Origin of the sequence: Sphingobacterium sp. UBA7249 (genome assembly GCF_002472835.1) — a bacterium.
Classification (GTDB): Bacteria; Bacteroidota; Bacteroidia; order Sphingobacteriales; family Sphingobacteriaceae; genus Sphingobacterium; species Sphingobacterium prati.
In genome coordinates this window covers 36,111-61,583 of record NZ_DKST01000007.1, presented here as the reverse complement: position 1 = coordinate 61,583, position 25,473 = coordinate 36,111, and the positions used below count along the sequence as shown (strand labels likewise).

Genomic DNA, 25,473 nt, shown 5'->3' with positions numbered 1-25,473 from the left:
CTTTGTATATTAAATGCCAAAGTTTAAACCAAAGGATATCGTCCGGATGGTCGGATAGTTGTATAAGGATGAGGAATAGGGATCGCGGTGTTTAAAGGGGGCTACGATCGTCCATAAGTTATTGCCGGATAGCATCAACTTGAGTGAACGTACATTGATCTTATCGGTAAAATTTTTGGGTACACTCCAGTTAAACACCATATTGTTGATCCGGATCGTCGTCCCGTCCTTCGCCCAGAATGTCGAGTTCCATTTTCTCATCATGGCTGCATCATCGTAACGGGGGAATCTACCATCGGGATTATCCAATGACCAATGGTCTTCCCAGAAGCTGGGTACATTGACTTTATCGGTAGGGGCAGTCATAGCCTGTGATTCATAAAACGCTTTGCCGCCAAAAACTGCACGGAAGTTGGTGTTCAATGAAAAAGATTTATAGGCTAAACTAATGGTAACACCCGTAGAGAAAATAGGCGATGTATTCTCAAACATGGTGGTGAGATCTTTTTCGGTAATTTTTCCGTCGCCATTGGTATCTTCGTATACCGTCCAGCCGACCTGTGGCACTTTCCCATCGATTGTATAGTTGGGGTTTTTAGCTAGAAAATTATCCACATCCTGCTGTGTACGTAGCATATCCACATAAATCAGTCCATAATTGCCGGTATTGTATTTGCGGGAGTCGGTACCCATTTCGACCTTCCAGTCGGGATAGGAGAAATCATACAGCTGGAATTTGTTGAAAAACATCTGCGTGGTATAGCTCCCCGAGTAGCCAAAGTTCATGTTGGTGGATAGCTTAAGCCCGTTGGAAAATGTATTCTGGTAACCCAGGGAGAATTCGGTCCCCCAGCCTTTGCGTTTTTGATAATTCACCACCGGTGCTTTGAATCCGGCATACATGGGGAAGTTCTCATCATTCCCTTTGTCAAATACATCGTAAGAATCGCGGAAGTAATACTCGAATCCGAAGCTCAATTTATTATCAAACCAGCGCGATTCAATACCAAAGTTAAACGTGCGGTGTTTTTCCCAGGAGATATCCGGATTGGCAATAATGGTCGGGTTGAGGGAGGCCACTGGGGTTTCGCCATAGAGGTAACCTGTATTGACCAGGTCTACACTAAAGCGGTCCTGCCATAGACGGGCGTTGACGCGATCCTCGCCCACAAGCCCGTAATTGGCCCGCACTTTTAGATAGCTGATGTAGTTCAGGTCTTTAAAGAAGTTTTCTTCGCTGACTACCCAGCCTGTTGCGACTGTCGGGAACAAGCCCCAAATATTGCCCTTGGCAAAGCGGGAGGATGCGTCCAGACGGGTGATCACCTCCACGAGGTATTTTTTCTTATAGTCATAATTGAAACGACCAAAGACAGAACGTTTTACGGCTTCTTCAATGGTGCGGCCATTATTGGTAAAAGTAGATTGGTCGAAAGCCCAATATTCATCCAGATTCAATAGCTGTTGGTTGGTCCAATAGGCCGATAATCCCTCGGAGTTGGATGCTGACTGCTCCGCGCCAAGCATCACAGCCATATTGTGATCGCCGAAGCTATTGGCATATTGTAACACGAGATTACCCTGATAACTGCTTCCCTTGCCCAGTGACGGAGCAATTTTTGTTTTGTTCCCATCCATACGAAAGGTGGTATTGACGGTATTGGTATAGAGTAAGTTGTTATTGCCCGTGCGTACAAAGTCGTATAGGTCATAGGCTGGAAGGTATTCCTGACCACTGGATGATGTGCCGGAATGCGACACCTGGATACGTGCATTAAAGCCTTTTAAGGCCTTCGGAGCATAATTTAGCGAAGCATTGATGCTATAGTTTGAATTGTTTTGCTTCTGATAATAACCTGAATTAATAATGGCCAATGGATTGGTGTTGCTATTGGCGTTGATGTTATTAAAGTTGACAGGCAGGCCATCGATCTGAATGGGTACCCATTGCGGGGTGGTAATCAGGGTCTGGTAGAAATTCTGGTCGCGGTCATCGGACAGGCTATTTTGGCTGTTGGTTTTGGTATTATTGACGTTAAAAGCTACATCTGCTTTCAGTCCATCGATGATTTCGGCATTGAAGCCCGATCGGAAAGAGTATTTTTGTTGGTTCATGCCAGCATAATTGCCATCTTCTTTTTGGTAACTGCCGCCGGCAAAAAAGGTGACTTTTTCACTTCCCCCGGAAATAGATAGATTATGCCGTTCCATTTTGGAGGATTTCCACAGTTCGTCATACCAGCTTTTATAGGGATTGGTTTTGAGGTAGGCGAGGTCTTCATCCGAAAAGAACGAAGTGGGCTGCGCATTGTTCAGGGCGTAGCTTTCGTTCAATAATTTGGCATGCTGATAGGCCGAGAGCATTTTGGGTTTGACGGTGGCATCTGAGATGCCAATATAGCCGTTGTAGCTCAATTGGGTCTTGCCGGCTTGTCCTCTCTTGGTCGTGACAAGGATAACTCCCTTTGCGCCCGAAGCCCCATAAATAGCTGCTGAAGCATCTTTTAAGATCGATATATTTTCGACCATGGAAGCGTCTAGGTTTTCAAATACATCCGAAGTAGAGATGATTCCATCGATGACATATAGGGGCTCGTTGGTAACACCCTGTAATTTTGCCTGATCCGAAGCAAAGGCATTCCGAACATTTAAAGTAACTGCTGCTCCTGGTCGGCCGGATGATTCGCTGACACCTAAGCCCGCGACACGGTCACGAAGGGCTGCGGCAATATTTGCTGCGGGAATATCCTGGATTTCTTTGGGATCGACCGAAGCCACAGCGCCCAGTACTTCGCCACGTTTTTTTGTACCATAGCCTACGACGACGACTTCATCAATACTTGTATTGGATTCAAGCCGGATGGTGATGCTTGTTCTTCCGGTCATGTCTATCTCCTGTACTTTATAGCCGATGTAGCTGACAATGATGACCTGGTTGTCGGCAGGAAGATTGATATGGAATACCCCATCTTCGCCAGTCTTGACCCCGGCTTTACTGCCTTTGACCAGGATGGTCGCACCGTAGACAGGTTTACCTTCTGGGTCGAGTACACGACCTGTTATACCGGCATACTTAGTGGTCAATAAAATGGGTCTTTCGGTGAAGCTGTGGGGGTAAAGTGTGATGGGGGAGAGCGCCATCAAAGGACAAAGCAACTTAATACTACTTTTCAGAAGTGATTTTGTCAATAATCGATTATTCATGCGTATATGGTTATGTTTATTATAGGTCTTAAGAAATTGGCGTTACGGCTTAAAATAATTGGTCATTCGAATGCCTCTCCTGCTGTATGGTACACCGATGTGTCTAATGATAGGACTGTAGTGTTGAGATATACGTTTATAAGAGGCTTATGTTGCAATAATGAAAATAAATTTTTATTCAACTGTCCTGAACTGTTGGTGAGGTGCCAAAAAAAAGCCTTCTCCAATAAAGGAGAAGGCCTGATGTATAAAGGTAGAGTAGGGTATTTTGATTAATTTGCCGTCAATGCTACAGCATTGAGCTGCCTAGAAGTCCCATCAGGACCTACAGCAACGATATTATCGAAAATGACGCGTGTGCCCGGAACTATACCCTTCAGGGCTGAGGACATGCTCGAACTTAGCTGACCGCCTGAGGTGGATAGTACAATCGCATCTGCGCGTGGTTTGGCAATGATCATTGTAAACTTGGTTACTTTAAACGTGGCGTCAAAATCGAAGTTATCCAGTTTCGCAAATAGTGCATTTTGGGCTTTAATGGCTACAGTAGCCATAGAGCCGCCTGTCTTTCCTGCAAATTTGGCAATCGGATCTGGGATTCTTTTGACACGGAATTCGGTCGAACTCAAGGTCTGCGTTTTGCCTGGTGCCACTTCGGCGGATACGGCAATGCGGGCAGTGCCCGGTGAACTTACGCGTACATTATACTTGCCACCACCGGCACTGGATATGCTACCGCCACTCATGCTCACACGGACTTTATCGGTAGGTGTGCCTGGAGCGGAAACCGAAATCGGGTTATTGACACCGATATAGAGTACATTCATCTTATCAGGTGATACCACTGCCGAAGGACGGGCCACCTGGTAGGTCTGTTGTGGGGTGCGGTATTCCTTATAGGAACCGTCGGTCTGTTTGACTTTAATGACCCCCGTCCAAGAGAAAATACCCTCGCGGTTTGTCGGTACGGAATAAACACCTTTACCGTCTACAATCTGTAGGGCTGATCCGTTGACGGAAATCGCTGGCTCCGATTTTGAATCGGAAGCGGTCAAAAACACTTCGGCTTTATAAGGTTGGCCTTGGACTAGATATGAAGTGGGGGCCACGGCTACAGCGGCAAACTTATCCAGATTGACTACGGCCTGATCCATTTTACCCAGAATAATCTTGACGACATCTGATTCCGCATTTTTGGCATCAGTCTGGATTTTTGTCAGGATGGTCATTGCCGCGGTCAATGGCGTGCCACTACCGAAATTAATCTCTTCCCAGGATTTTTTGCCATTCACTGACTTTTCGGGATTCTTAGCTTCCAGGGAAAAGGAAACCATTTTTTGTTCTTCGGGTGTTAATAGCGCCAATAGCTTCGCACGCGTATCATTAATCTTATCCTTGAGAAGGGTTCCCTTTTTCTCGTTGATCATCAAGTTGGGGGAGATATCCTCATTTTCCCGCTTGACCAGATCACCTTTCTCTTCATCATAGCCACCGCCTTGTTTGGCCAACTCTTCTTTCAGGGAGAGGATATATTTATCAAGATCGCCGATAATGGCCTGTGCTTTTTTAGCCTTATCGTAAATAGGCTTGGCCCTCGCGGGTTCTTCCTTTAATTTGGTGTTTTCAAATGCCGTGAATAGCTGCTGCACAGCGGTGTTGACATTTGACTTGGATGTTTCGAGACTATTGTTGATATTTTTGAATGCATCCAAGATGGAATCTGGTACATTGAGTGCCAATAAAGCAAGCAAGACCAGATAGAGGATGCCGATCATCCGCTGTCTTGGCGTTTCTCTTCCTAATGCCATTTTTTTTAATTTAAGTGATACAAGAGTAAATTATACACGTGGCTGATTCATGGCACTGAGCATATTGCCGTAGATGGCATTTAATGCGTTCAGATTTTTAGCCAATTTGCCCACTTCTTCTTTAAACGCTTTGGAATCATCCAGCGATTCGTTGAAGTTTTGCATGGTATAGCTTAAGTTCTCATAAAACTTATTCATGGATTGCAGGTGAGAAGCGGAATCGCGTAGCTCGCGCTCATACATAGCGTTCAGCTGACCAAGATTGCTGGTCAGATTTTTTACCTGGTCGTGGTAGTTGGCTGTATCACCGGAGGTGTTGGACATCGCTACGAGATTTTGTGATGCTTTTTCAAAGGCTAAACTTAAGTTGTCAAATTTGGAGGTTGCTGTCCGCAATTTTTGTGTGAATTCATCTGTCGCCAGGGAGACATCAGACAATTTGTTAATAGCAGATACTTTTTCGCTAAAATCACGTAATCCACGGCCGAGGTTTTCGATGCTCGCAGGCTCAATATGGGCGTCGGCAAACATTTTGTCCAGGGCGGCGGTAGCGGATGGCCCTGCGGGCTGTGCGACCACTGTTTTACCACGAGCAGGAAGCTCACCATTGAAATTATCGTCCAATTCAGGATAGACCCGGCTCCAGTCGGGTTCCGGCGGTGGGGGATTGAAACCCATTAGAAAGAAGAGGAGTGCCTCAACACCAAGTCCGATACCGATCATGTAGTTGGCTGTGCTGCCGCCAATGTGGAGGATCTTGAACAATACGCCGATAATGACGATACTCGCACCCCAGGATATGGCCACATTCAGCCATCTTGAATTGTCTTTTTTCTTGCTCATAGTTTTTATGTGTGTGTTTGGTTTAATTCTATTTTCGGATAGTTTTAATTCAGTTTTTTTGTATAAAACGGATTTGTCTGTTTAATAGTATATACTTGCTGTATATCGCAAGCGGATTAGTGTCTAGTTGAAACGACCAGCTTTGTTCAAAAAATATACCAAAGATGAATCTTGATCTAATTTTATGCTCTTAGGTGATCCATTTGTGATAGCAAATGGTGTTTTCTCAAAATAAAACAAACGTTACCTCCGCCCAACAGTTATACATAGTAGTAATTTAAATGTAGTGCAATAGAAAAATAACGTTATGACCGAAGCATTAATCCAACTTTCACAGAATTGGCCTGCATGGCTCTGGAATATGGCATTAATCCTATTTTCATTCCTGATTGGTATTCTCATAAAAATGTTGTTTATACCCTTGTTGCGAAGGCAGGCGATCGAGCAGTCTTCTTATTCCCTGTTTCGTTCATTCATTCGCCGATTCAACAGGATATTGAGTATTTTTATTCCATTGCTGGTCTTTAACAGTTTACTTCCTTTTGCGCATTTTAATGCTAGAACATTACAGGTGGTGACCAAAATCAACGAGATATTGTTGGTCAGCTTTTTCGCCTTGGCTTTGATTCAGACGATCAAAGTATTTGAAGATTATCTGTACCATCGGTTTGATGTCAACAAGGAGAATAACTTACGTGAGCGGAAGGTCAGGACACAGATCGTTTTTATCCGCAAAGTGGTGGTGACCATCATTATTGTGGTCGCACTGGCGATTGTTTTATTGAGTTTTGAAAGCATGCAAAAGATTGGTGCGGGGCTGCTGACAGGTGTCGGTGTCGGCGGTATTATCATTGGTTTTGCGGCCCAGAAATCGCTGGGCAATCTATTGGCCGGCTTTCAGATTGCTTTCACGCAACCGATACGGATGGATGATGTGCTGGTGGTCGAAGGGGAATGGGGAAAGGTAGAAGAAATTAACCTCACGTATGTGGTGGTGAATATATGGGACAAACGACGTTTGGTACTGCCAATAACCTATTTTATTGAGAAACCTTTTCAGAACTGGACCCGGACGACGGCCGAGATATTGGGAACAGTTTTTATCTACACCGATTTTACCATCCCCGTGCAGCAGCTTCGGGACAAGCTGACGGATTTACTCACTGGACATCCCCTATGGGATGGTAAAGTAAATGTATTGCAGGTCACTGATCTTAAGGAGTATACCATGGAAATTCGTTGCCTGATGAGTTGCCGCAATTCGGGGCAAGCTTTTGACTTACGCTGTTACATACGTGAACAGATGATCGCGTATATCCGAAACTATTTTCCGGATGCGCTGTCCAAAACGCGGGTAGATTTTACTGCAAAAGAAGTCAAAACATAACAAGCCTTATTGGATCTTTCTGCCATCAATTATTAGATACGGAAATGTCTTGCCCAAGCAATATCTTTGTAGTGTACTTTTGAAATTTATATGCAAATCTTCTTTCTTATTTTATCAGGATTATTGATCGTCCTCAGTCTGTTACCGTTTATCCGGAGCCAGCATTGGGTGTTTCGTGTGGCCGAGTTTGTCAAACTGCAGCTGTTGGTTTTTCAGGTTCCGGTTTTGGCCTGGGGTTTTTACCTCGTCGCGGAATCACCCTGGATCTGGAGCATTCAGGTTCCGCAGGCGCTGCTGATCGGTTATCATGTGTTTATCCTGGTGCGCTATACCAAGTTTTGGCGTAAGGAAAAATATCAAAAAGGGAACGATGCTTCTGATAGCATTAAAATTATATCCTGCAATGTGTTACAGTTCAATAAAGAATATAGCCGCTTTGTTGATCTGATCCGGAAAGAACAACCGCAGATCTTTCTGACCATGGAAAGTGACGCGGCCTGGGAGAAGGCTTTGCGCGTATTGGAGTCCGATTACCCCAATGTTGTTAAGGTTACCTTAGATAATACGTATGGTATGCATTTCTATACCAACTTGCAGGTCAATAAACGTCAGGTGCATTATTTCGTAGCAGAGGATATTCCGAGTATCGAGGCCGAACTGGAAACAGCGGATGGCCATCGTTTTATCTTTTTTGCTGTACATCCGCCGCCGCCGAGCCCTACAGAGGAAGAGAATTCCAAAGAACGGGATGGTGACCTGCTCAGCGTTGCAAAACGTGTACGCGATTATAAAATGCCTGTGGTGGTAACGGGCGACTTTAACAATGTGGCCTGGGCCAGATCTTCTATTCTGTTTAAGAAAACCAGTAAACTGATTGATGCCCGCATTGGGCGGGGAATCTTATCGACCTTCCATGCTAACTATTGGTTTTTTCGGGTTCCCCTGGATTTGCTGTTTCATAGCCCCAATGTATTCATCGATAAGTTGTTTATTTATCCGTCGGTAGGTTCGGACCACTTCCCGATGGGATGCACCTTTTTTATTGACCGTTATTCGGACGAACAGGCCGAAGATATCGAACAGCTCGAACAGGGTGAAATGGCTGAGGTGGACGAGCTCATTCACGAAGGCCGTCAGGAAGAGAGTGATAATCGCGAATAGCTTCTGGACGCAAGTTTTTCTCCATTATTGTCCGATCTTGAACGGATACTCTTTTACCGGTGCAACGGAGAAGTAACCCAGCGCACTGTTAGAGATGTTGGATTTCGGATTGCTTGGCGCAGCATTGCTGAGGTTGTTGTTTTGGTATTCATTCCAGTATTGGTACGTTTTCTCGTCCACACAGTAGCGGCGTACAATGACATTGTCACCGCGGGATAGGTCTGTATCCAGATCGGCGATATAATGTGTCACTTTGAGGCCATTATTGAACTGATCAGACTGTGCGCTTGCAAAACGAAAAGGTCCGCCATTGATGGATAGTGTATAGATATAATAATTGGAGACCTTGGCCGGATCCTGGAAGGTCAAAGTCGCAAAAAAATAGTTTTCTCCAGCAATATTTTTCTCCGAAATTCCGCTGGATTCCACGGCAACATAGGCTGGCATCTGGCAGGTAGATGTATATAGCGTTTTTTGCACGTTTGCTGTAAGTGTATATCTCCGGCCTGCCATGGGCTTAAAGTTACGATGGATGTAATAACCGTCCTTCTCATATTGAAAGGAATAGCTTCTATTTTCATTGTCTTTGACGGAGACTGTTGCCCCTTTGATCCCCGAAGTATTGACGGGGTCATCAAATCCGACCGACCGTGAAATCCGTATCCGCTGAACGGCACTCGCATCAGACAGCTGGGCATCAATGACTACACGCGCTGCGGCCTCGTTGAGATCGAGGTCCATTTTTTCCTCACAGGATGAAATCAGCAACAAAAGACTGGATAGAAGAAGGTATTGTCTAGTATTCATGCTATTTAAAATTTAAAGTTCCAGGTGACGGAAGGAATAATTCCGAATAAAACAATTTTGTAAGCTTCTGTCAGATTCGGATTGTGCTCGTTCTCCCGAAAGTCAATGGTATAGGCATTTTTGCGGTTGTAGGCATTGTATACACCAATTGTCCAGCTTGAATGAAAACGTTTGCTGGTCTTATTTGGGTCATATGTAGCTGATAAATCTAAGCGGTGATAGTCTGGCATACGGTAGCCATTTCGCTCAGTATAGTAAAACACTGATTTGCCATTGACTAGGTATTTCCCACTTGGAAAGGTAACGGCATTTCCGGTATTAAATACAAATGTACCGCTGAGTGTCCAGCTTTTTGACAGTGCGTAATTGGCTACAATGGCAAGATCGTGCGTACGGTCCTGACGTGCATTGAACCATTTCCCTTCATTGATACCGTTAAATTTACGTCGGCTTTTGGATAGGGTATAGCTGATCCAGCCCTTAAGACGGCCGCTGTTTTTGCGGAGGTAGCCTTCCAGTCCATACGCCCGGCCGATGCCATAGAGCAGCTCTCCCTCAAAATGGGCATTGGCTTGCAAGGTGGCGCCATTGCGCACATCAATCTGATTGCCCAGGCGTTTATAATAGGCCTCGACCGAAAAGTCATATTGTTTATTGGCGAAAGTACGAAAATAGCCCAAGACAGCTTGGTCCACATGTTGTGGTTTGATATTGAGACTACTTAGTACATACTGATCGGTAGGGAGGCTTGCCGTGGTATTGGTCAGCTGATGGAGATTCTGCACGATGCGGTTGTAGGAAGCTTTAAGACTGCTCTGTTCATCAAGCATCAGACTGGCCGACAGGCGTGGTTCGAGATTAATGTAATGTTTAGCAATCTGGCTGTTATCTCGCTTTTCGGAAATAGGGTTGCCTTTGTTGTCAAACTGATAGAAAGTCCGTTTGCCCAGCACCATAAAATCATGTACATGGATGCCATAGTGTATAGAAAGGTCTGCGGTAGGCTTCCATTCATGGGCTATATAGCCACCCAGATCAACACCGCGCTGACTTTCAATCGCTGTCGGATTGACGGACTGATTTTCATCGGAAGAAAGATTGGCCGGCCGGATAGCTTGTGCCAAGGCCCCTATGCCCAGTCGGATGATATTATTGGCATTCGCATAGTAGGAAAAATCCTGCTTGGCATTGACATTACGGATTTTGGACGCGACCTGGAAATCGATCTGCTCGCTGGAGACACCTGCCTGATAATTGAAACCACTGTAAATAAGGGAAGTGTTGCTGGATATTTTTTCACTGAATTGGTGGTGCAACCGTGCCGTTGCCGTGGTATTGCCCCATGCGATATTAAATAGGTCGCTATACTTTAACTTGTCTTTGCCATGATAGCCCGATAGGTAAAGGTTGGTTTTCTTGCCCAGATTAAAACTGAGCTTGGCATTCAAATCATAGAAATACAGGCTATTGTTGTCCATGTCTTTACTTTTGGCCAGTTTTAAAAACGAATCCGCATAGGAGCGGCGGGCACTGAATAGAAAGGAGCTCTTATCTTTTGCAAGTGGCCCCTCAAGTTTGAGGCGGGAAGCAATAATCCCTAGTCCGCCCTCACCGGAAAAACGTTCTTTGTTGCCATCCAACATGGAAATGTCCAATACAGAAGATATGCGTCCACCAAACTGGGCTGGTATACCACCCTTGTAGAGTTGTACATCCTTAATCGCATCGGAATTAAAGGTGGAGAAAAAACCAAGCAGATGTGAGGCATTATATACAGTAGCCTGATCCAGCAAGATTAAATTTTGCCCGCCGTCTCCACCACGTACATGGAAATTGGTAGAACCTTCGCCACCACTTTGTACACCTGGTAATAGCTGTATGGTCTTGACGAGGTCTTTCTCCCCAAAAAGTACGGGTACATCCTTAATATCTTTCATGTTGAGATGAACAGTACTCATCTGCGGGTCGTCGATAGCTTTGCCCCTCTCTTTGGCCGATACAACAACTTCATCGATTCGGTTGGCTAAGGGCTTTAATGCAAAGTCCTTTGCAAGGCCCTGCTGCAATTCGATCGTAACGGTCTGTTGCTGATAGCCGATGTAACTGACCGTTAACTGCTGAACGCCCTTGGGCAACATGATGTGATAATGTCCCTGTGGGTTGGTGGTCGTACCGATGCTGTCCTTAGCCCTTTTAATAATGGCTCCGTTCAGTGGCTTTCCGGTCATGGCATCGCGGATAGTACCGCTTAAAAATGTTTGCTGTGCCGAAACGAGTAAAGGGGATAGTACAATAGTGAGGGAAAAAATATACGGAATGATTGAGCTCATTTTTAGTACTGGTCTGGGATGATCTTTTTTATAAATGAATGAAGCACTTTATATTAATCTTGTGTTAATATTTGTTGCTGTAGTTTAAACACTGCTGTACTGATAATTGTTTCATTTTTTTCGCTGGTTTAGTTAATATGTAACGCTTTTGCTACATTAAATATTGTTCGAAACCTGTTATTAAAGCGTTAAGTTAACTTAATGTATGAGATCGTTCTGTAGGATTAAAAACAATGTGTGGGATATTTACGTATAAATGTGTAATTTAATGGCGCTAATTCATATTGTAAATCTAACTAATGGATAAAGATTATCATTTTAAAATGCCTGAAGATAAGCTGCAGTCAATGACCATTGATTTTTTGCGCTTTCCCCTGATTGTGGGTGTGGTATTTATCCATACTGATTTTTCTGATATTGTTATGGCCGGAGCAAAACAGATCAGCTTTAGGGATTATCCCATTTTCTCTTCTGTTTTTTTCTTGTTTTCGAAAGTTATTTTTGAGGTCTGCGTACCACTTTTCTTTTTTATTTCAGGGTTCCTGTTTTTTTATAAAACCGCTGGTTTTTCCACAGAAATTTATTTGCAAAAATTAAAAAATCGTGTCCGATCGCTTTTGGTCCCCTATATTTTCTGGAATCTCTTGGTGATCATATTCCTTTTGCTTGCGCAAACATTTCTATCAGGCAGCCTAGTTTCTGGAAGAAATAAACTAATATTGGATTATAGTCTAATGGATTGGTTATGGTCCTTCTGGGATACCTCTAAAGTTAACCCACATTTGAATAAATCCCTGCCCATTAATTCGCCATTTTGGTTTATCCGTGACTTGATGGTGGTGGTGCTCTTTTCTCCGGTTGTCTATTTCCTGATCAAAAAGTTAGGCACGTATGCGGTCATTATACTTGGCCTGCTCTGGGTATGTAATCCTTTTTTTTATTTGCCTGGGCTGAGTACCGTCTCTTTCTTTTTTTTCACCGCGGGGGCTTATTTTAGCATCAACACAAAAAATTTTGTCATTAGTATGCGGCCGATGTTAGGGATCGTTGTACCGCTATATGTCCTGCTCGTAGTGGCACAGCTTTTTTTTCTTGGTCAAAGCTGGTGGGCCGATTTATACTGTGCCGGAATTATTGTAGGCCTTGTTACCGTAGTATCTGTATCTGCTCATTTTATAGACCAAGAACGATGGGCTACAAACGCATTTTTAGCCAATAGCAGTTTCTTTATATTCGCATACCATCGATTACCTTTAGTCTTTGTTATCAAATTTTTATTTAAGGTACTTCGCCCACAATCTGAGGCGCTATTGCTATTTTTATATTTTGCCAGCCCGGTTATCATTATTGTATTGGGCTTGTTGATTTACAGCTTATCAAAGCAGTTTTGGCCCCGGTTTACAGCAATCATCAGTGGTGGACGTTAATAGGAGATTATGAAAAAATATAAAAGGCTTGTCGTTATTATTTTTGTATTGGTTATTGGGGCAATCTTTGTGATGTATGGACGCAAGATGCTCCATAAAAATAAGTACAAGCGGATCAAAACGGAATATGTGTTTACAGCTATTATCAACCTGGGCTGTACTTCGGTGAAGCAGCAGGGGGCGTCGAATACCTGTTGGTCATATACCGGCAATTCATTTTTGGAGTCGGAGATGATCCGGATGGGAAAAGAGCCCGTGGAGCTCTCACAGGTGTATACTGCGCGGCAGGCCTATTTGGATAAAGCCCATAACTTTGTACGCCTCCATGGGGGACTGACGATGGGTGAAGGGGGACAATTGCGTGATGTATTGAATGTATTCCGTAAGTACGGTGCGATGCCCAGGTCTGCTTATTCCGGCCTGCGGGGCAATCAAACTTACAATGATTTTAAGAAAATGACCCCCATGCTCAATGCCATGCTCAAGGTACTGGTCAAAACCAGGCCGTCAAAGCCCAACTGGGAACAAGCCTACAGTAGCACGCTCGATGCACATCTTGGGGAAGTACCCGAAGAATTTGAATTTAAGGGCAAAGCCTATACGGCACGCACATTTGCCGATCAGGTGATTGGCATTGACCCGGAGAATTACATTGGATTTGCTTCTGTAACAGATCAGCCCTATGATAAGCCATTTGTGCTGATGGTACCGGACAACTGGTCATTCGATAGCTTTTATAATGTGCCCATGCAAGATCTACCGGACATTATTGATCGGGCATTGCAGCATGGGTATACGGTCGCCTGGACCACGGATGTTTCTGAAAAAGGATTCTCCTGGCCTTATGGAATTGCATATGTTCCCGAAAAACCATTTGACAACATGTCGAACGAAGAAAGAAAGACCATGTTTGTAAGACCAACGGCTGAAAAGAAGGTTACGGCCGAGGAAAGGCAACAAGCTTTCGACAATTGGAGTACTACAGACGATCATGCCATGCATATCGTTGGACTTGCCAAAGATCAGCATGGGAAGGAATACTACCTTGCTAAAAATTCCTGGGGTAAAGCCAACGAGTTTAGAGGGTATATGTATGTCACTAAAGAATTTGTCAAGTACAAGACGATTACGTTGATGCTGCATAAAGATGCACTCAACCCACTCTTGCGAGCTAGGCTAAAAATTTAGAAGACTACTGCCTAGAAATTCCCAAATGTTTCCATAATTGTGTAGGTGATTTGTCGTATGAGCTATGAAAATCACGCGAAACGACTATTTGGAATATTTTTATTGATTGGAATTTTATTTCTTACAGATGCAGTCAATGCGCAGGAAATTAAACCCTTGCCGGATAAGGTGCACCATGCCGAACCATTGTATAATGATCTCGTTCGTGACTTGGGGGCCAGGAAGGGTGAAAAGGAGTTTAACATCGGAGCAGATATAAAAAAAATGCCGAACATGGATGAATACGGCTATTTATTGGAATATGAGTTTGCGCCGATAGATCGTCTGGGCTTGGAAGTGGAAACAGACTTTGCTTATTCAAAAAGTCAAATGGCCAATGTTTCCTCCGGCAATGAGATCGAACGGTTGAGGTTATCATCGCAGTATTCCTTTTTTGTGTCCAAGAAACATGCAACAACTTTAGCGGTCGGTTATACGCAGATTTTTAATTTTGTAGCAGGGGGTACAGCATTTAATCCTTTTTTCGTGGCTGCAAAAAGTTGGCATAGCAACTGGCATACCTTAATTTATTCCGGCCCAGAAATCGCCTATCGGTATAAATCGCATAAAACGGAAGTGAATTGGCAGATCAATACCTCCTTTCATTATACCTTGCCACAGACCGACCATTTTATAGGATTAGAAATCAACCAGGAAATTGCCTCTGGGGGGCTGGAAACAACACTTCGTCCCCAGGTGAAATTGGGCTTAACCGATAAGTTGGCTATCGGTATGGCTATTGGGTTTCCGGTTGGGATAAAAGAAAATTCAATAAGTTCATTTTTTCGTTTGATTTACCAGTTGTAAATGTGCTAAGTTCCGCAGTATGATCATTGGCCGTAGAACGCATTTTATTACTACAATGTGTTTTAATTGTTTTTGCAACTTGTTTTTAGAAAGTGATTTATTATGCTTCCTAATTATGAAAAAGCAAAACGGTATTTTTTACCTAAAATAGCTTTTTTAATTCTTGCTGTGTGAATGTGATCAGCATTTTTTTTAGACTAAAAACTTACTCTTGTAAACCTCATCAAGATAAGCCCCCAACGAACGGGTGCGTTCGGTATCCGTATTGCTGATATAACGTTGAAACATAAGTTCGGTACTATGTCCAGTTGCTTGCATAAGCAATGGCGTGGGTATTTTTCCATAAAAATTCGAAGCAAAACTACGTCGGCCAATGTGGCTGGTAATAGCCTCCCATTTTTGGATGAGTTTTTCGGTCGATCTAAAACCGGTTCTTGTGCGCACTTTTATCAGGCTATTGATGCCAGCCAAACGGGCTATCTCTTTAATCTGTTCGTTATATTTTTGGGCCGAAAGTTTTGATGGAAAATTGTTCCCATTATCCGACATGATATGTATAGCTGTCGGATGGAGGGGAAGCAAAATTGTCTTTTGCGTTTTCTGCTGTGTAAATGATAGACAGGGTTTTCCATCGAGAATTTCCATCATATCGAGGTTGAAATTCATAAAATCCGAAACCCGTTGGCCTGTGTAACAGCTAATGACCAACCAGTCTTTGGCCGCTTTCAGTTGTGATGGAACTTCGGTTTCTTTGATACGGATGAGCTCATCCTCCGTGAGACTAATGACACGGTTATGTTTTTTTACTTTAGGGAGTTCAAGTTCATAGACGAATGTGCGTATTCCTCTCTTTTCTAAAAAGTTAAGGATTGTCCGGACAAAATAAATAGTGCGATAGATTGTGCTACTGCTATAAGCCTCTAGCTCTCCAAATTTAATGAAGTCTTTCACAAAGTTGCTATTGACTTCATTGATCATCAGGTGTTTTTGCTGAAAACCTTCAAAACGTCTTAACATGCTAAAAAAGACGTTGTAGCGCCTATGTGTATTGCCGGATATGAGGTGTAGACGGCTTTGAATAAAATTATGAGTAGCTTCCAGTAGGCTTCCTTCTGCAAATAGTTTTTCGCTTAAAATACAGCATTTTTTTATAAGCCGGGTTAAAACATTTAGGGAGAATTTACGTTGTTTAGAGGCGACCTCCTTTAGGTAATTTGATACGCCGATTTTGATGGAATCTAATTTCGCATTAAGCTTTTTAAAGATTTTTAGGTAAATGTTTTCTGGACGCTGTTTATCTGTATTCCATTTGCCAGGATTGATCTTTAATGAGGTTTTTATAGTGAACTCTTTTTGTTGTTCATCAATAAATTTTAGGGCTATTAAGGAAGTTGACCCCATACTCAATAAGGTAAAATTGAATGTCATCGCTTATACTTTTTAGTATTATCTGAGTATAAAGATAATAGTATACGCGAATTAGTCTAATTCAGACTACAATTCCACTTAATCAAATATATCATTTTTATTTTAAAAGCGTGCAAACGATTGCGTTAAAAATCACTGCAGAATTAAAAAAAGGTGCGGTTAGTAACTGTATGAGCGTTGGACAAAATTGTTTAAAAATTATCTATTTGAAAATCAGTTGAGAAGATTTTTTTTCTAGTCTGAATTAGACTAATAATTTAAGCTCAAGCGCTTATTAAAAAAACGTTTGGAAAATTAATAAATACCAACATAATGAAAGTCAAGCAAAATTATATTCAGCCGAAAGTTGACATAATACTTGTCGAATTGGAGAATTGTTTGAGTAATATTTTTCCAGAGTCCCTCAAAAAAAGAATGCAAAAGAATTGTAACAATAATAGATCGACAGGGGCGAAACGGCTTCCCTCGTGATCTGAAGTGATTAAGAACTGTGTTCTACAAACTCAAACAGCAACTAAGCGTACATGGAAAATAAGATAAAATTGGTTTTTGCGGATGACAGCAAACTGCAACAGAAAATTATTGCGCTGCTTTCAAAGCAATTCGATCTGTTTGATTTGCAATTTTTAGCGAATAACGGGAATGAATTGTTGCAGTATCTTGATTCCTGTGAAGTACTTCCCCAAGCCTGCATACTAGATTTACATATGCCTGTTATGAATGGGATAAGTGCGGCTGGTGAAATAAGCCGCCGGTTTCCTACCATTAACATATTTGGATACACGGCAACGGAGAGTTTGATCGAAATACATGATTTCAGGCGGAGCGGAGCAGTGCAGGTATTTTCAAAATGCAATCCTGAATATATGTTGCAGGTAATTGGCAGCTATGATAAACAAGGGAGACAATATAACAGCCCTTCAATTGTTAAAAAGAATATTTCAATAACTCAGCATGACACCTCTCAGTAAATTTGGCAATATAACATCTGTTGGCTTCCAACTGTTCAGTTTTCGAAACTTTGTGGATCGAACTATTGAACAAAACGAGCAAAATTTTTTCACAATCATGAAGGCTTTTGAGCCGATTAATGTGCGGATTGACGCAGAAAAATATCATCTAACGAACGACCAAATGATTTTTATAGGTCCCGGTAGATACATTGAGCTTTCGAATACAAACGCGGGTAAAGGCTATGCTATTTGTTTTACTGCTGCATTTTATGAACGCTCGGTTGAGGATGCGGCCACCATTAATTCACCCTTGTTTTTTGGGGAGTTCCCGCTGTTGTATGGTGATGCTAGTTTTGGAGAAGATGCTTTTAACCAGTTGATTGTGGATCGTCTTAGCCGGGCACGTATGCAGAGCGACCATGTATTTGAACTTGTTGCACATCATTGTGTGGAATCGCTTTTATTGGATGCGTATCATGAGGCTGCTGCTAATAGTAAGTTACAACTGAAGAGCGCTACCGATATTGGTTTGGTAAATCAGTTTTCGATTTTAGTTCATAAATATTGTAAAGAATATACACATGTACAGTTTTATGCAGATCAACTTCACGTCACTGCGCGCAGACTGACGGAAGCCTGTTTGGCAACGACTGGAAAAACGGCAAAATCGATGATTTTAGCTGTTTTGGTACAGCAAGCTGTACGGTATATTAAACATACAAATTTGTCTATTTCACAGATATCCTATGAAATGGGATTTAATGACGAGTCCAACTTCCGAAATTTTGTCAAGAAACAGACGGGCCATATTCCTCGCGTGTTTCGGATGCAATGAATTTTTTTAGCAAATAACGCTCGGTTATGATCTGCGAATCGCGTCAGCTGTTAGTTTTTTTGCCGTTTGAGTTTTAGATAGTAGGGGAGAGTCTTGATCTTAGGGAAAGCGCAGTTGCCGAGTTATGATGAAATAAATTTTATAGATTTTGGGTTTCGACAGTTGACTTAAAATATAAAAAGGGTCTTCTGCTTATGCTACCCTTACATTTGGGTCTTGGCAAAGGCTTGCGTTGCAATACTTCACCGCCCACATATTTCCGCAGCAAGCTATAGATCCTTTCGGTGCTGAAATTTATATTATAATTTTCCTGGAAATCATCGGCCATCTGTTCAAGTGTTTTGGGCTCAGTAAAATAATCGGATGCATACACGACATGGGCGATCAGCTCGCGTTGGCGTCTCAGATCTTCATTGACAGATTCACTGATTGGTTCGATTTTATGTTTTAATAGATGGTTTTGTTCTTGGGAGAAAGTTGTTTCCTTAAAGGTGCTTAAGCCCGGAACGTTGTCAATATCGATAACGAGTACTATTTCAGGATTGAAAAAATCTGGAAGAGGGATGGAAAAAGGCTGGCATATTTTTGCAACATGTTCGACAGTGATCGTAAGGGTCTTATTGTAGTGGCTGCGAAGCGGTCCTGCAGTTAACCCAGAGAAGCTGGCCAGCCCGTTGAGTGAAAGCCCGGTCTGATTCATAATCTCCGTAATCCGTGATGAAATCAATGTAGCAAGTGCATTGTCTTTAACTTTTCCCATAATATTCTATAAATGATATGCTGTAGCGCAGCTGCTCAATTGTTGTACGATCACCACGATTGAATGCTGGTCAGCAATGTTTTAAGAAGTGTTTTGGGTAAAAATCGTCAGCTTCTTATTGTACAGAGACTGGCATTAGGTAGAGTGATTTTAGTACTAACAAATTGATTATCAGTAATAAAAAAAATAATGGAACGAACGCCTTCGTTCCATTTTATCCAATAATATTATCAAGTCGAACGCAAAAAAAATGACTTGATGTTCCAAAAGTAGAAAATATAATTGGAACTTTCCGTGTGAAAATTGACGATAATCGTGTTAAAAAATGTGAAAAAAATGATTCGTAGGGAATAAGCTACAATAGAAAAGCGGCTAGATAAAATCTAGCCGCTTAGAAATGACTTACTGAAAAATATCAGTTTTATTTTTAGTTTGTGCGTACGCAACGAACGTTTTTGAATGACGTACTCAAAACATTAGCGCCCAATACGCTTACACCGTTTAATAGTTCACCCGTGTTATTTGCCATGTGGAATCTGGAACCTAATCCCAACAAAGAGAATGACCTGCCTGCATTTCCATTGTAAGCCCAAGTACCTGTGCCAGCTAAACCAAGGATATTTGCACCTTGTTCATTTGTCCACAATGCAGTTGTTCTGCCATAACTATCCAAAAGAGGAAGATTTAGATTAACAACTTGGAAATTAGCGATATCTACACTAATATCGTTAAGGCCTAAATTAGCTAAACCACCGTTGCCAAGTAGAGGCAATACATTTACATTAGAGATTTGGCCGTTATAATAAAAGCGCAATCTGTTCGATGCACTGTTTACATCACCGAAAGCGTTTGAGTTACCAGCTGTTGGAGCACCGTTAGCACCAGATGCAAGTGTGTATTGCCCAAAGTTATAAGGGGAAGTTGGTGCAAGTGATGAATTTGGCGCTTGTGTATTAACCAAGACGGAAGTGACATTGCCCAACAAATTTGTAATGATATTTACAAGTCCGGTTAACCCTGTAGCATCAACTACTTGGCCCAACCCTCCTAATGCACCTGTAAGTTCATCGGCTTTAATATCTCCGCGTACCATATTAGCGAAATCAGCCTTGGCTGGTTGCTTCCAAAGACCTGCAGGATATACCAGTGCGCAAGGATCTCCATTATTAGTCGTCGTTGTTGCAAATTGTCCAGGCACGACACTTCCAAATGCGAAATACCCGTTAGCTTTTGCAGTTAGCTGATTATTTGCATAAAAAGCATAATTGCGTCCTCCGCCATTGTTACCTCTGTAAAATAAGTTTGAACGGCCCCATTTTACTTGGCGTCCGCCATAATTAGTAACCAAAGGTGATTCGACCACATTTAACAGTAGGTGATGGCTCTTGCCTAATTCTGGCGAAACAGTGAAATTAAAATTTGTAGCCGTTGTAAAATATCGACGAGCTAAGCTTCCATCCACGTGGCTAATATCCAAGTCTTTTAGACTTACTTGAATCGCATTTTGTGTGGCAACAGATGCTGTATACACATAAGCAATTTTAGAATCGTTATACAATGGATCAACATTTTTAAAATCAGCGTAGCTTAGTGTTGGCGCAAATGTTGCACCTGCAGTAACCGCACCAGTCAGTAGATCAATACTACCTGTTGCTAAATTCAATCCTGACACAGATAAAACCGGTTCTCCAGTGATATTACCGAAAACACCGATAGTGTTTAATTCAATGCCAATGCGTGAAAACGCATGATTGAAAAGGATATTAATGTTCGAGCTGGTTGCTAAATCGACCGTTCCGGAAGCATATAGAACATCCTTATTTTGTGGAAGTGAAATTGCTCCGCTAGCAGGGGTTAACGATGGTGCATCATCCTTTGAATTGTAAGAGAGTGCTACCCAGGTGTAGGAGCCAGCTGGATCAAGTCCTTCAATAGTACCTGCTATGCCAGATTGCAATTCTTTAGCTGCAACCAATGTGCTTCCAGAGTAAATGTACACGACATATTTAGTGTCTTGTTCCATATTCTCTGTAACGCCAGGCGCAGCATCAGCAGCTGTACCGTTTGCTCGTGCGGCGTTAGCACTGGTAGTTTTTACCGGAACAGTATTATCCGTAGAAACCGCCATGTCAACATCAGAAAAAGAATAAATTTTTGGCTGTGCAGTTTTATTGGAAGAGGAAACGCCCATGCGCTTTACTCCCTCGTCGTTGTTTGTTTTAATTCCACCAACGGCGATGGTTAATTTGTCGCTTTTTGTGTCAACAATTTCTGTTTTCGAATCTTTGGAGCAGCTCGTTATTAACGTAGCCGGTAGCGCAAGTATTGCCATTGCAACAACCCAGTGAGCTCCCTTTTTTTGTAGAAATTTCATTTGTGCTTTTCTTGTTGTTAATAATTACAATACTTCCTAAGATCCTTCACCGTTGTTGGTTTCATCCGTTCCAGCTCCCCAGCCGCCTGATTGTGGAGTCGCGCCTGGTTGTGCTTGAGAGCCTGCAGCAATGCCTTGCTCAAGCTCGATTACGTTCTCCTTGATGGACGGAGCAACGTACATTTTTTTTGCGTTCTTATTCATGATAATATTATTTGGATAATTCCACGCTTTGCGAACGTGGGGTTTAAAATTTAATGGACAATTTAATACTTCATTGTTAAAATTTAAAAATTGACGTTTTGGTAAACTGTTTGTCTCTGCGTACAGACAAAATTTTGTGTTACCGCTGTGTCAACTTTGATGTTATACTTCTGTTAATGTAATGTAAATTATATATGTCTATATTCTTTTCTATATTCGGCTAACTACACTTATCCCATTCGAATTGTAATATTACGACTAAATATCAACTTGTGCAAAAAAAAATTGTAAATTATTTTTTTATATAAAATTCGCTTGATATTTAAATGTATTTTCTTTTCATTTCTGTATTATTTCATAATTAACGTATAGCTGTCTTTTAATATAAAATATGTGCAATTATTGATCAGTTTTACAAAACTATTATTTACAATAGTCTTAGGCTTAAACAAAGTTCTTTGGGTTTTGTTTTAGCTGCTAATGATTTTTTTAATGATTATTTGTTTTATAATTAAGATGTTTGAACAGGTAGTTTTTGAGGAGCCAATTTTGATGAGGAGGTTTTGTTTTTTATGTTTCGTTATATTGCGATGTAATAGTGTAGGTGATAGCTAATTTCTTAATAATATTCCATTCTATCCTTGGTAGAATGTTTTGGTGGTTTTCTATATACAATTTATTGATAAATAATAACCATTTTTTGTATTTGTCTTATTAAAAAAAAATATATCTGTTTTTGATTTGGTTTGTTTTTTCGTTTTGCAATTCTGTATTATATTGTAATTAAATTGTTTAAGCAATTAATTAGCTTTTTCAATTCCAGTCATATGATATGTATTTAGCCAAAAGGTTGACTGCGCTTCAAAAACATTAAAAAGCAATCGTCACTTCTTCTCGTTGTATGTTTGGCGCCCATATTTGTGTTAATCTTCATGAGAATGTCATCGAAAATATCCCTCTTGGGTGTACTTGTAGTGCTATAGCTACAGAAAAATAAACACCACCTCATTTACTTCGGCTCCTTTCAAATATTCTCTACTTTCGTGCAACTTCTGATAAGGGAGTGTCATATTATTGTGCTATAAAAGTCTTTATATCAATTGAATAATGTCTTTTATGTGACGTGTGATAGTTACACGAACTTAGTATTGCCTTAGAGTATTTTAAATAGATAAAAAATGAAAACGAACAAAGAAAACTTGGCTAATCTAAATGGCCGATTACCTTATGAATCTCCTTGCATGAACACGCAACATGTTGAACTGGAATATAGCGTTGCAGCTGGTTCCGTAAATAGTTCGGTGACCGAATCTTGGCAGACGGAGACACAAAGTCAGGATGTAGAGTGGTAGTATTATAGGTAGTTTAATTAATTTGTGTAATAAACAATCATTTATGAAAATGTTTACAATAAAATCTGGGTTGGCTTCTATGCTTGCATTGCTATTATTTGTCTCTTCATGTAGTAAGGATAACACACAAGCTGTGATATCTGAAGGTACAACCGTACGTTTGAATATTGGTGAAGCTTTCGCAAAGACTGACCCTGCTAAAGCGGCTTCGGTGGGTCGTACGTACGCATCATCGACGCAAACTTTAGAGATTCCTTTTGATAATCAATATACATTGGTCGCAACCTTAACGGCTGAGTTGGCGCCTGCTTCGGGGCTGAAAGCGTCAAATCGTGCGGCAACTGTTTCCACAGGTACCGATCAAAAGACCTTGAAACAAGGGACTATTTATTATGTGGCAATTTTTGACGCAGCAGGTGGATACAAAGAGACTAAATCATTTACCCAAGGGAATGCTGTGCAGGATTTCGCCATTGAAAAAGGAAAATACACATTTGTAATCTATGCGTCGGGTTCGAATAAAACGCTACCGTCAATCGCTGTCGGTACAACATTGAGTGAAGTGAATTTTGAAGGTCTGACTGCTGATCAGGACTTTATGCTTGATCAGGTGGTCTTTGAAGTAAAAGATGGCCAGAATATATTGAACGCTGACTTAGAGCACTTGTTTACACAGGTGACATTGAAGTTTGACGCTTCAGCTATAGGAACAGTGAGCAGTATTTCGGGTGCAACAATTGAACCTTCTAATGCAGCTGTAGATGTGAATTTGGCGACTAGTGCACTTACTCATAAGGGTAACGTAAGCCCAGTAGCATTCAACTTGAAAAATACAAATGGAACTGTCATCAACTCGGATTCTACTTTCATCGCTACAGCGGCAACAACAAGTGGAAAAATTTCTTTATCAGGTGTTTCTATTGGTGGAAGTGCAGCTAGAACGATATCAAGCGGTAATTGGAACTTAAGACCTGGCGTAAAATATGTATTGGAATTTAAACTAAAGGCACCATTGGGTGGTATAAATGGTGGCGGATATATTTGGGCCCCTGGAAACTTGCAGTACACTAATGGTAAATATAGTTTTGCGGCTCCAAATCAATTAGGTAACAATTGGTATTATAACTGGCTGACTCCGGAGGGAGCAGGTGTTGCGCCTACTTATCACGATATGCTTGATTACAAAGTAGAGAGAGACCCTTGTAAATTGGTCAGTGCCGAATGGCGGACACCTTCGCAAGCGGAATATAACATATTGCTTGCGACATCGGGTGCGGCCACTGACTGGCAGTATAAGTACAACGGAGTGGAAGGGGTTTTCTATGGATCTACCGATTTGCAGGCAATGTCTGCTAATCCAAGTGCATCCATATTCTTTCCGTCAATCATAGGTGGAACAACTCCTTATTGGACGTCAACTAATATTTCTACTGACGCTGATATGTCTACGGCGGTTAGTTTGCAATTTGGTGGATACAATAAACCTAGTACGGCATCGGGCGTGGATAGCAAGGAAAAGGCTTTTCAGATCCGTTGTGTAAGAAACTAGCATGCTGAATATCAAAGCTATTTTTTTGGATCATAAATTTAATGGAAACGCATTCCCCGGCTTGGGGAATGCGTTTTTTATGCAATTTCTTGTATTCACGGTCTGTCATCTTTCCTTTGTTGGACACAAAATAGGACAGTAAGTTATTTTTAACCAGCTATTCCCTGTGATTTGCTATTGTCGAAATAGTCTGACAAACTTTGGTTTAAGATGGGAGAGGTCTTTAACATTTCGCGAATTGGGTATTTTTCTACAATTTTCTGCAGTGCTTCAAGATGACGTTCATGATGCAAGTCCGTTCCTACAAAATCATACATGCCTGATTTTAATAAGGTCATTGCAATGGCTTTGGTATCTACTCCATAATACCGACTTAGGGAAAGTAAATTGAGTTGTAATAGGCAGCCTGCATCCTTAATCTGTTTATAGATATTAAAATTATTGTGGTAATAACCGTAACGTTCAGGATGTGCAAGAATTGGTTTGTATCCGAGATTTTGAATCTCTAAAATAGTATGAAAGAGGGCTTTGGATTCGGATAAATAGGACATCTCGATTAGCACATAACCGCCGGGCATTACACAAAGTTCGTCTTGTTGGATAAGTGCGCTTAGGCCATCATCAATCATGTGTTCGGCCGCGGCAAAAATAGGGGTTTCGTTGCCGCTATCTTTTAATCCCTTAACTAGAGCAACCTGTGCTTCTTCAATAGTTGATTTGTTATTTGGATGTACACCGGCCATAATATGTGGCGTGCAGATAAACTTCTTCAACCCCAACCGTTGTAATGCTTGAATATAATTGATCGAATTTTTTACCGAACTACTTCCGTCGTCAATTCCGGGCAAAAGGTGGTTGTGCATATCCACTTCGAGAAATTCCAATTGCGCCAAAGGTCTAACGGATGATGACTTTTTATGTTTGAATAAATTGGTCAAAAAATTCATAATATATAATTCAAGTACATGGTATTTACTTTCTTTCCAAATGTTTACAAACAATATGCCAGTTTTAATG

19 protein-coding genes are annotated in these 25,473 nt (G+C 41.6%); 9 read left to right on the top strand and 10 right to left on the bottom strand.

Annotated elements, in window-relative coordinates:
- Positions 1-9: 9 nt before the first annotated feature.
- From B4A24_RS04280 to gldL, 3 genes are all read right to left on the bottom strand, one after another.
- On the bottom strand, positions 10-3,204 hold the full coding sequence (locus B4A24_RS04280; RefSeq protein ID WP_293942953.1) for a SusC/RagA family TonB-linked outer membrane protein: 3,195 nt from the start codon (positions 3,202-3,204) through the stop codon (positions 10-12).
- 272 nt (positions 3,205-3,476) lie between these two features.
- Positions 3,477-5,012 (bottom strand): gliding motility protein GldM, encoded by a 1,536-nt coding sequence (gldM, locus tag B4A24_RS04275; protein ID WP_293942951.1) that lies wholly within the window; start codon positions 5,010-5,012, stop codon positions 3,477-3,479.
- A 30-nt stretch (positions 5,013-5,042) separates the two neighbouring features.
- Complete coding sequence (gene gldL / locus B4A24_RS04270) at positions 5,043-5,855, bottom strand: gliding motility protein GldL (protein ID WP_293942949.1); 813 nt, start codon at positions 5,853-5,855, stop codon at positions 5,043-5,045.
- Positions 5,856-6,162: 307 nt separating this feature from the next.
- Between gldL and B4A24_RS04265 the strand changes: the two genes are divergently transcribed.
- Entirely contained in the window at positions 6,163-7,242 is a 1,080-nt protein-coding gene (locus B4A24_RS04265; RefSeq protein ID WP_293942948.1) for a mechanosensitive ion channel family protein, read from the top strand.
- Between the two features lie 90 nt (positions 7,243-7,332).
- The gene (locus B4A24_RS04260) at positions 7,333-8,403 is read left to right on the top strand and encodes an endonuclease/exonuclease/phosphatase family protein (protein ID WP_293942946.1); all 1,071 of its coding nucleotides are present in this window, start codon (positions 7,333-7,335) and stop codon (positions 8,401-8,403) included.
- A 24-nt stretch (positions 8,404-8,427) separates the two neighbouring features.
- Here B4A24_RS04260 and B4A24_RS04255 read toward each other — a convergent pair whose 3' ends face one another.
- Positions 8,428-9,210, bottom strand: a complete 783-nt coding sequence (locus tag B4A24_RS04255; protein ID WP_293942944.1) for a DUF4249 domain-containing protein — start codon at positions 9,208-9,210, stop codon at positions 8,428-8,430.
- A 5-nt stretch (positions 9,211-9,215) separates the two neighbouring features.
- The gene (locus B4A24_RS04250; protein ID WP_293942943.1) at positions 9,216-11,540 is read right to left on the bottom strand and encodes a TonB-dependent receptor; all 2,325 of its coding nucleotides are present in this window, start codon (positions 11,538-11,540) and stop codon (positions 9,216-9,218) included.
- 299 nt (positions 11,541-11,839) lie between these two features.
- Between B4A24_RS04250 and B4A24_RS04245 the strand changes: the two genes are divergently transcribed.
- From B4A24_RS04245 to B4A24_RS04235, 3 genes are read left to right on the top strand one after another with little or no spacing between them, the layout of a single operon-like run.
- A complete protein-coding gene (locus tag B4A24_RS04245; protein WP_216660721.1) occupies positions 11,840-12,967 on the top strand; it encodes an acyltransferase family protein in 1,128 nt (375 codons plus the stop codon).
- 9 nt (positions 12,968-12,976) lie between these two features.
- Positions 12,977-14,155 carry an aminopeptidase C gene (locus B4A24_RS04240; RefSeq protein ID WP_293942939.1) on the top strand — a complete coding sequence of 393 codons (1,179 nt, stop codon included), beginning with the start codon at positions 12,977-12,979 and terminating at the stop codon, positions 14,153-14,155.
- Between the two features lie 57 nt (positions 14,156-14,212).
- Positions 14,213-15,001, top strand: coding sequence for an HAEPLYID family protein (locus B4A24_RS04235; RefSeq protein ID WP_172393845.1), 789 nt, complete (start codon positions 14,213-14,215; stop codon positions 14,999-15,001).
- Between the two features lie 192 nt (positions 15,002-15,193).
- On the opposite strand, the gene B4A24_RS04230 is transcribed toward B4A24_RS04235, so the two are convergent.
- Positions 15,194-16,429 (bottom strand): tyrosine-type recombinase/integrase, encoded by a 1,236-nt coding sequence (locus tag B4A24_RS04230; RefSeq protein WP_288811809.1) that lies wholly within the window; start codon positions 16,427-16,429, stop codon positions 15,194-15,196.
- Between the two features lie 524 nt (positions 16,430-16,953).
- Here B4A24_RS04230 and B4A24_RS04225 point away from each other — a divergent pair.
- Together B4A24_RS04225 and B4A24_RS04220 are read left to right on the top strand one after the other, a co-directional pair.
- Entirely contained in the window at positions 16,954-17,400 is a 447-nt protein-coding gene (locus B4A24_RS04225) for a response regulator (RefSeq protein WP_288811807.1), read from the top strand.
- 97 nt (positions 17,401-17,497) lie between these two features.
- Positions 17,498-18,217, top strand: a complete 720-nt coding sequence (locus B4A24_RS04220) for a helix-turn-helix domain-containing protein (RefSeq protein ID WP_293942935.1) — start codon at positions 17,498-17,500, stop codon at positions 18,215-18,217.
- A gap of 139 nt (positions 18,218-18,356) precedes the next feature.
- Here the strand turns inward: B4A24_RS04220 and B4A24_RS04215 are convergent, their stop codons facing one another.
- The 3 genes from B4A24_RS04215 to B4A24_RS04205 form a co-directional block, all read right to left on the bottom strand.
- Positions 18,357-18,977, bottom strand: coding sequence for a helix-turn-helix domain-containing protein (locus B4A24_RS04215; protein ID WP_293942933.1), 621 nt, complete (start codon positions 18,975-18,977; stop codon positions 18,357-18,359).
- A 427-nt stretch (positions 18,978-19,404) separates the two neighbouring features.
- Positions 19,405-21,351 (bottom strand): fimbrillin family protein, encoded by a 1,947-nt coding sequence (locus B4A24_RS04210; RefSeq protein WP_288811800.1) that lies wholly within the window; start codon positions 21,349-21,351, stop codon positions 19,405-19,407.
- A gap of 36 nt (positions 21,352-21,387) precedes the next feature.
- Positions 21,388-21,534 (bottom strand): hypothetical protein, encoded by a 147-nt coding sequence (locus B4A24_RS04205; RefSeq protein ID WP_172393839.1) that lies wholly within the window; start codon positions 21,532-21,534, stop codon positions 21,388-21,390.
- Positions 21,535-22,733: 1,199 nt separating this feature from the next.
- Between B4A24_RS04205 and B4A24_RS04200 the strand changes: the two genes are divergently transcribed.
- Positions 22,734-22,907: a hypothetical protein gene (locus tag B4A24_RS04200; protein ID WP_172393838.1), complete on the top strand. Its 174-nt coding sequence runs from the start codon at positions 22,734-22,736 to the stop codon at positions 22,905-22,907.
- A gap of 43 nt (positions 22,908-22,950) precedes the next feature.
- A complete protein-coding gene (locus B4A24_RS04195; RefSeq protein ID WP_288811794.1) occupies positions 22,951-24,456 on the top strand; it encodes a FimB/Mfa2 family fimbrial subunit in 1,506 nt (501 codons plus the stop codon).
- Between the two features lie 149 nt (positions 24,457-24,605).
- Here B4A24_RS04195 and B4A24_RS04190 read toward each other — a convergent pair whose 3' ends face one another.
- Positions 24,606-25,403, bottom strand: coding sequence for a tyrosine-protein phosphatase (locus tag B4A24_RS04190; protein WP_172393836.1), 798 nt, complete (start codon positions 25,401-25,403; stop codon positions 24,606-24,608).
- Positions 25,404-25,473: the final 70 nt, after the last annotated feature.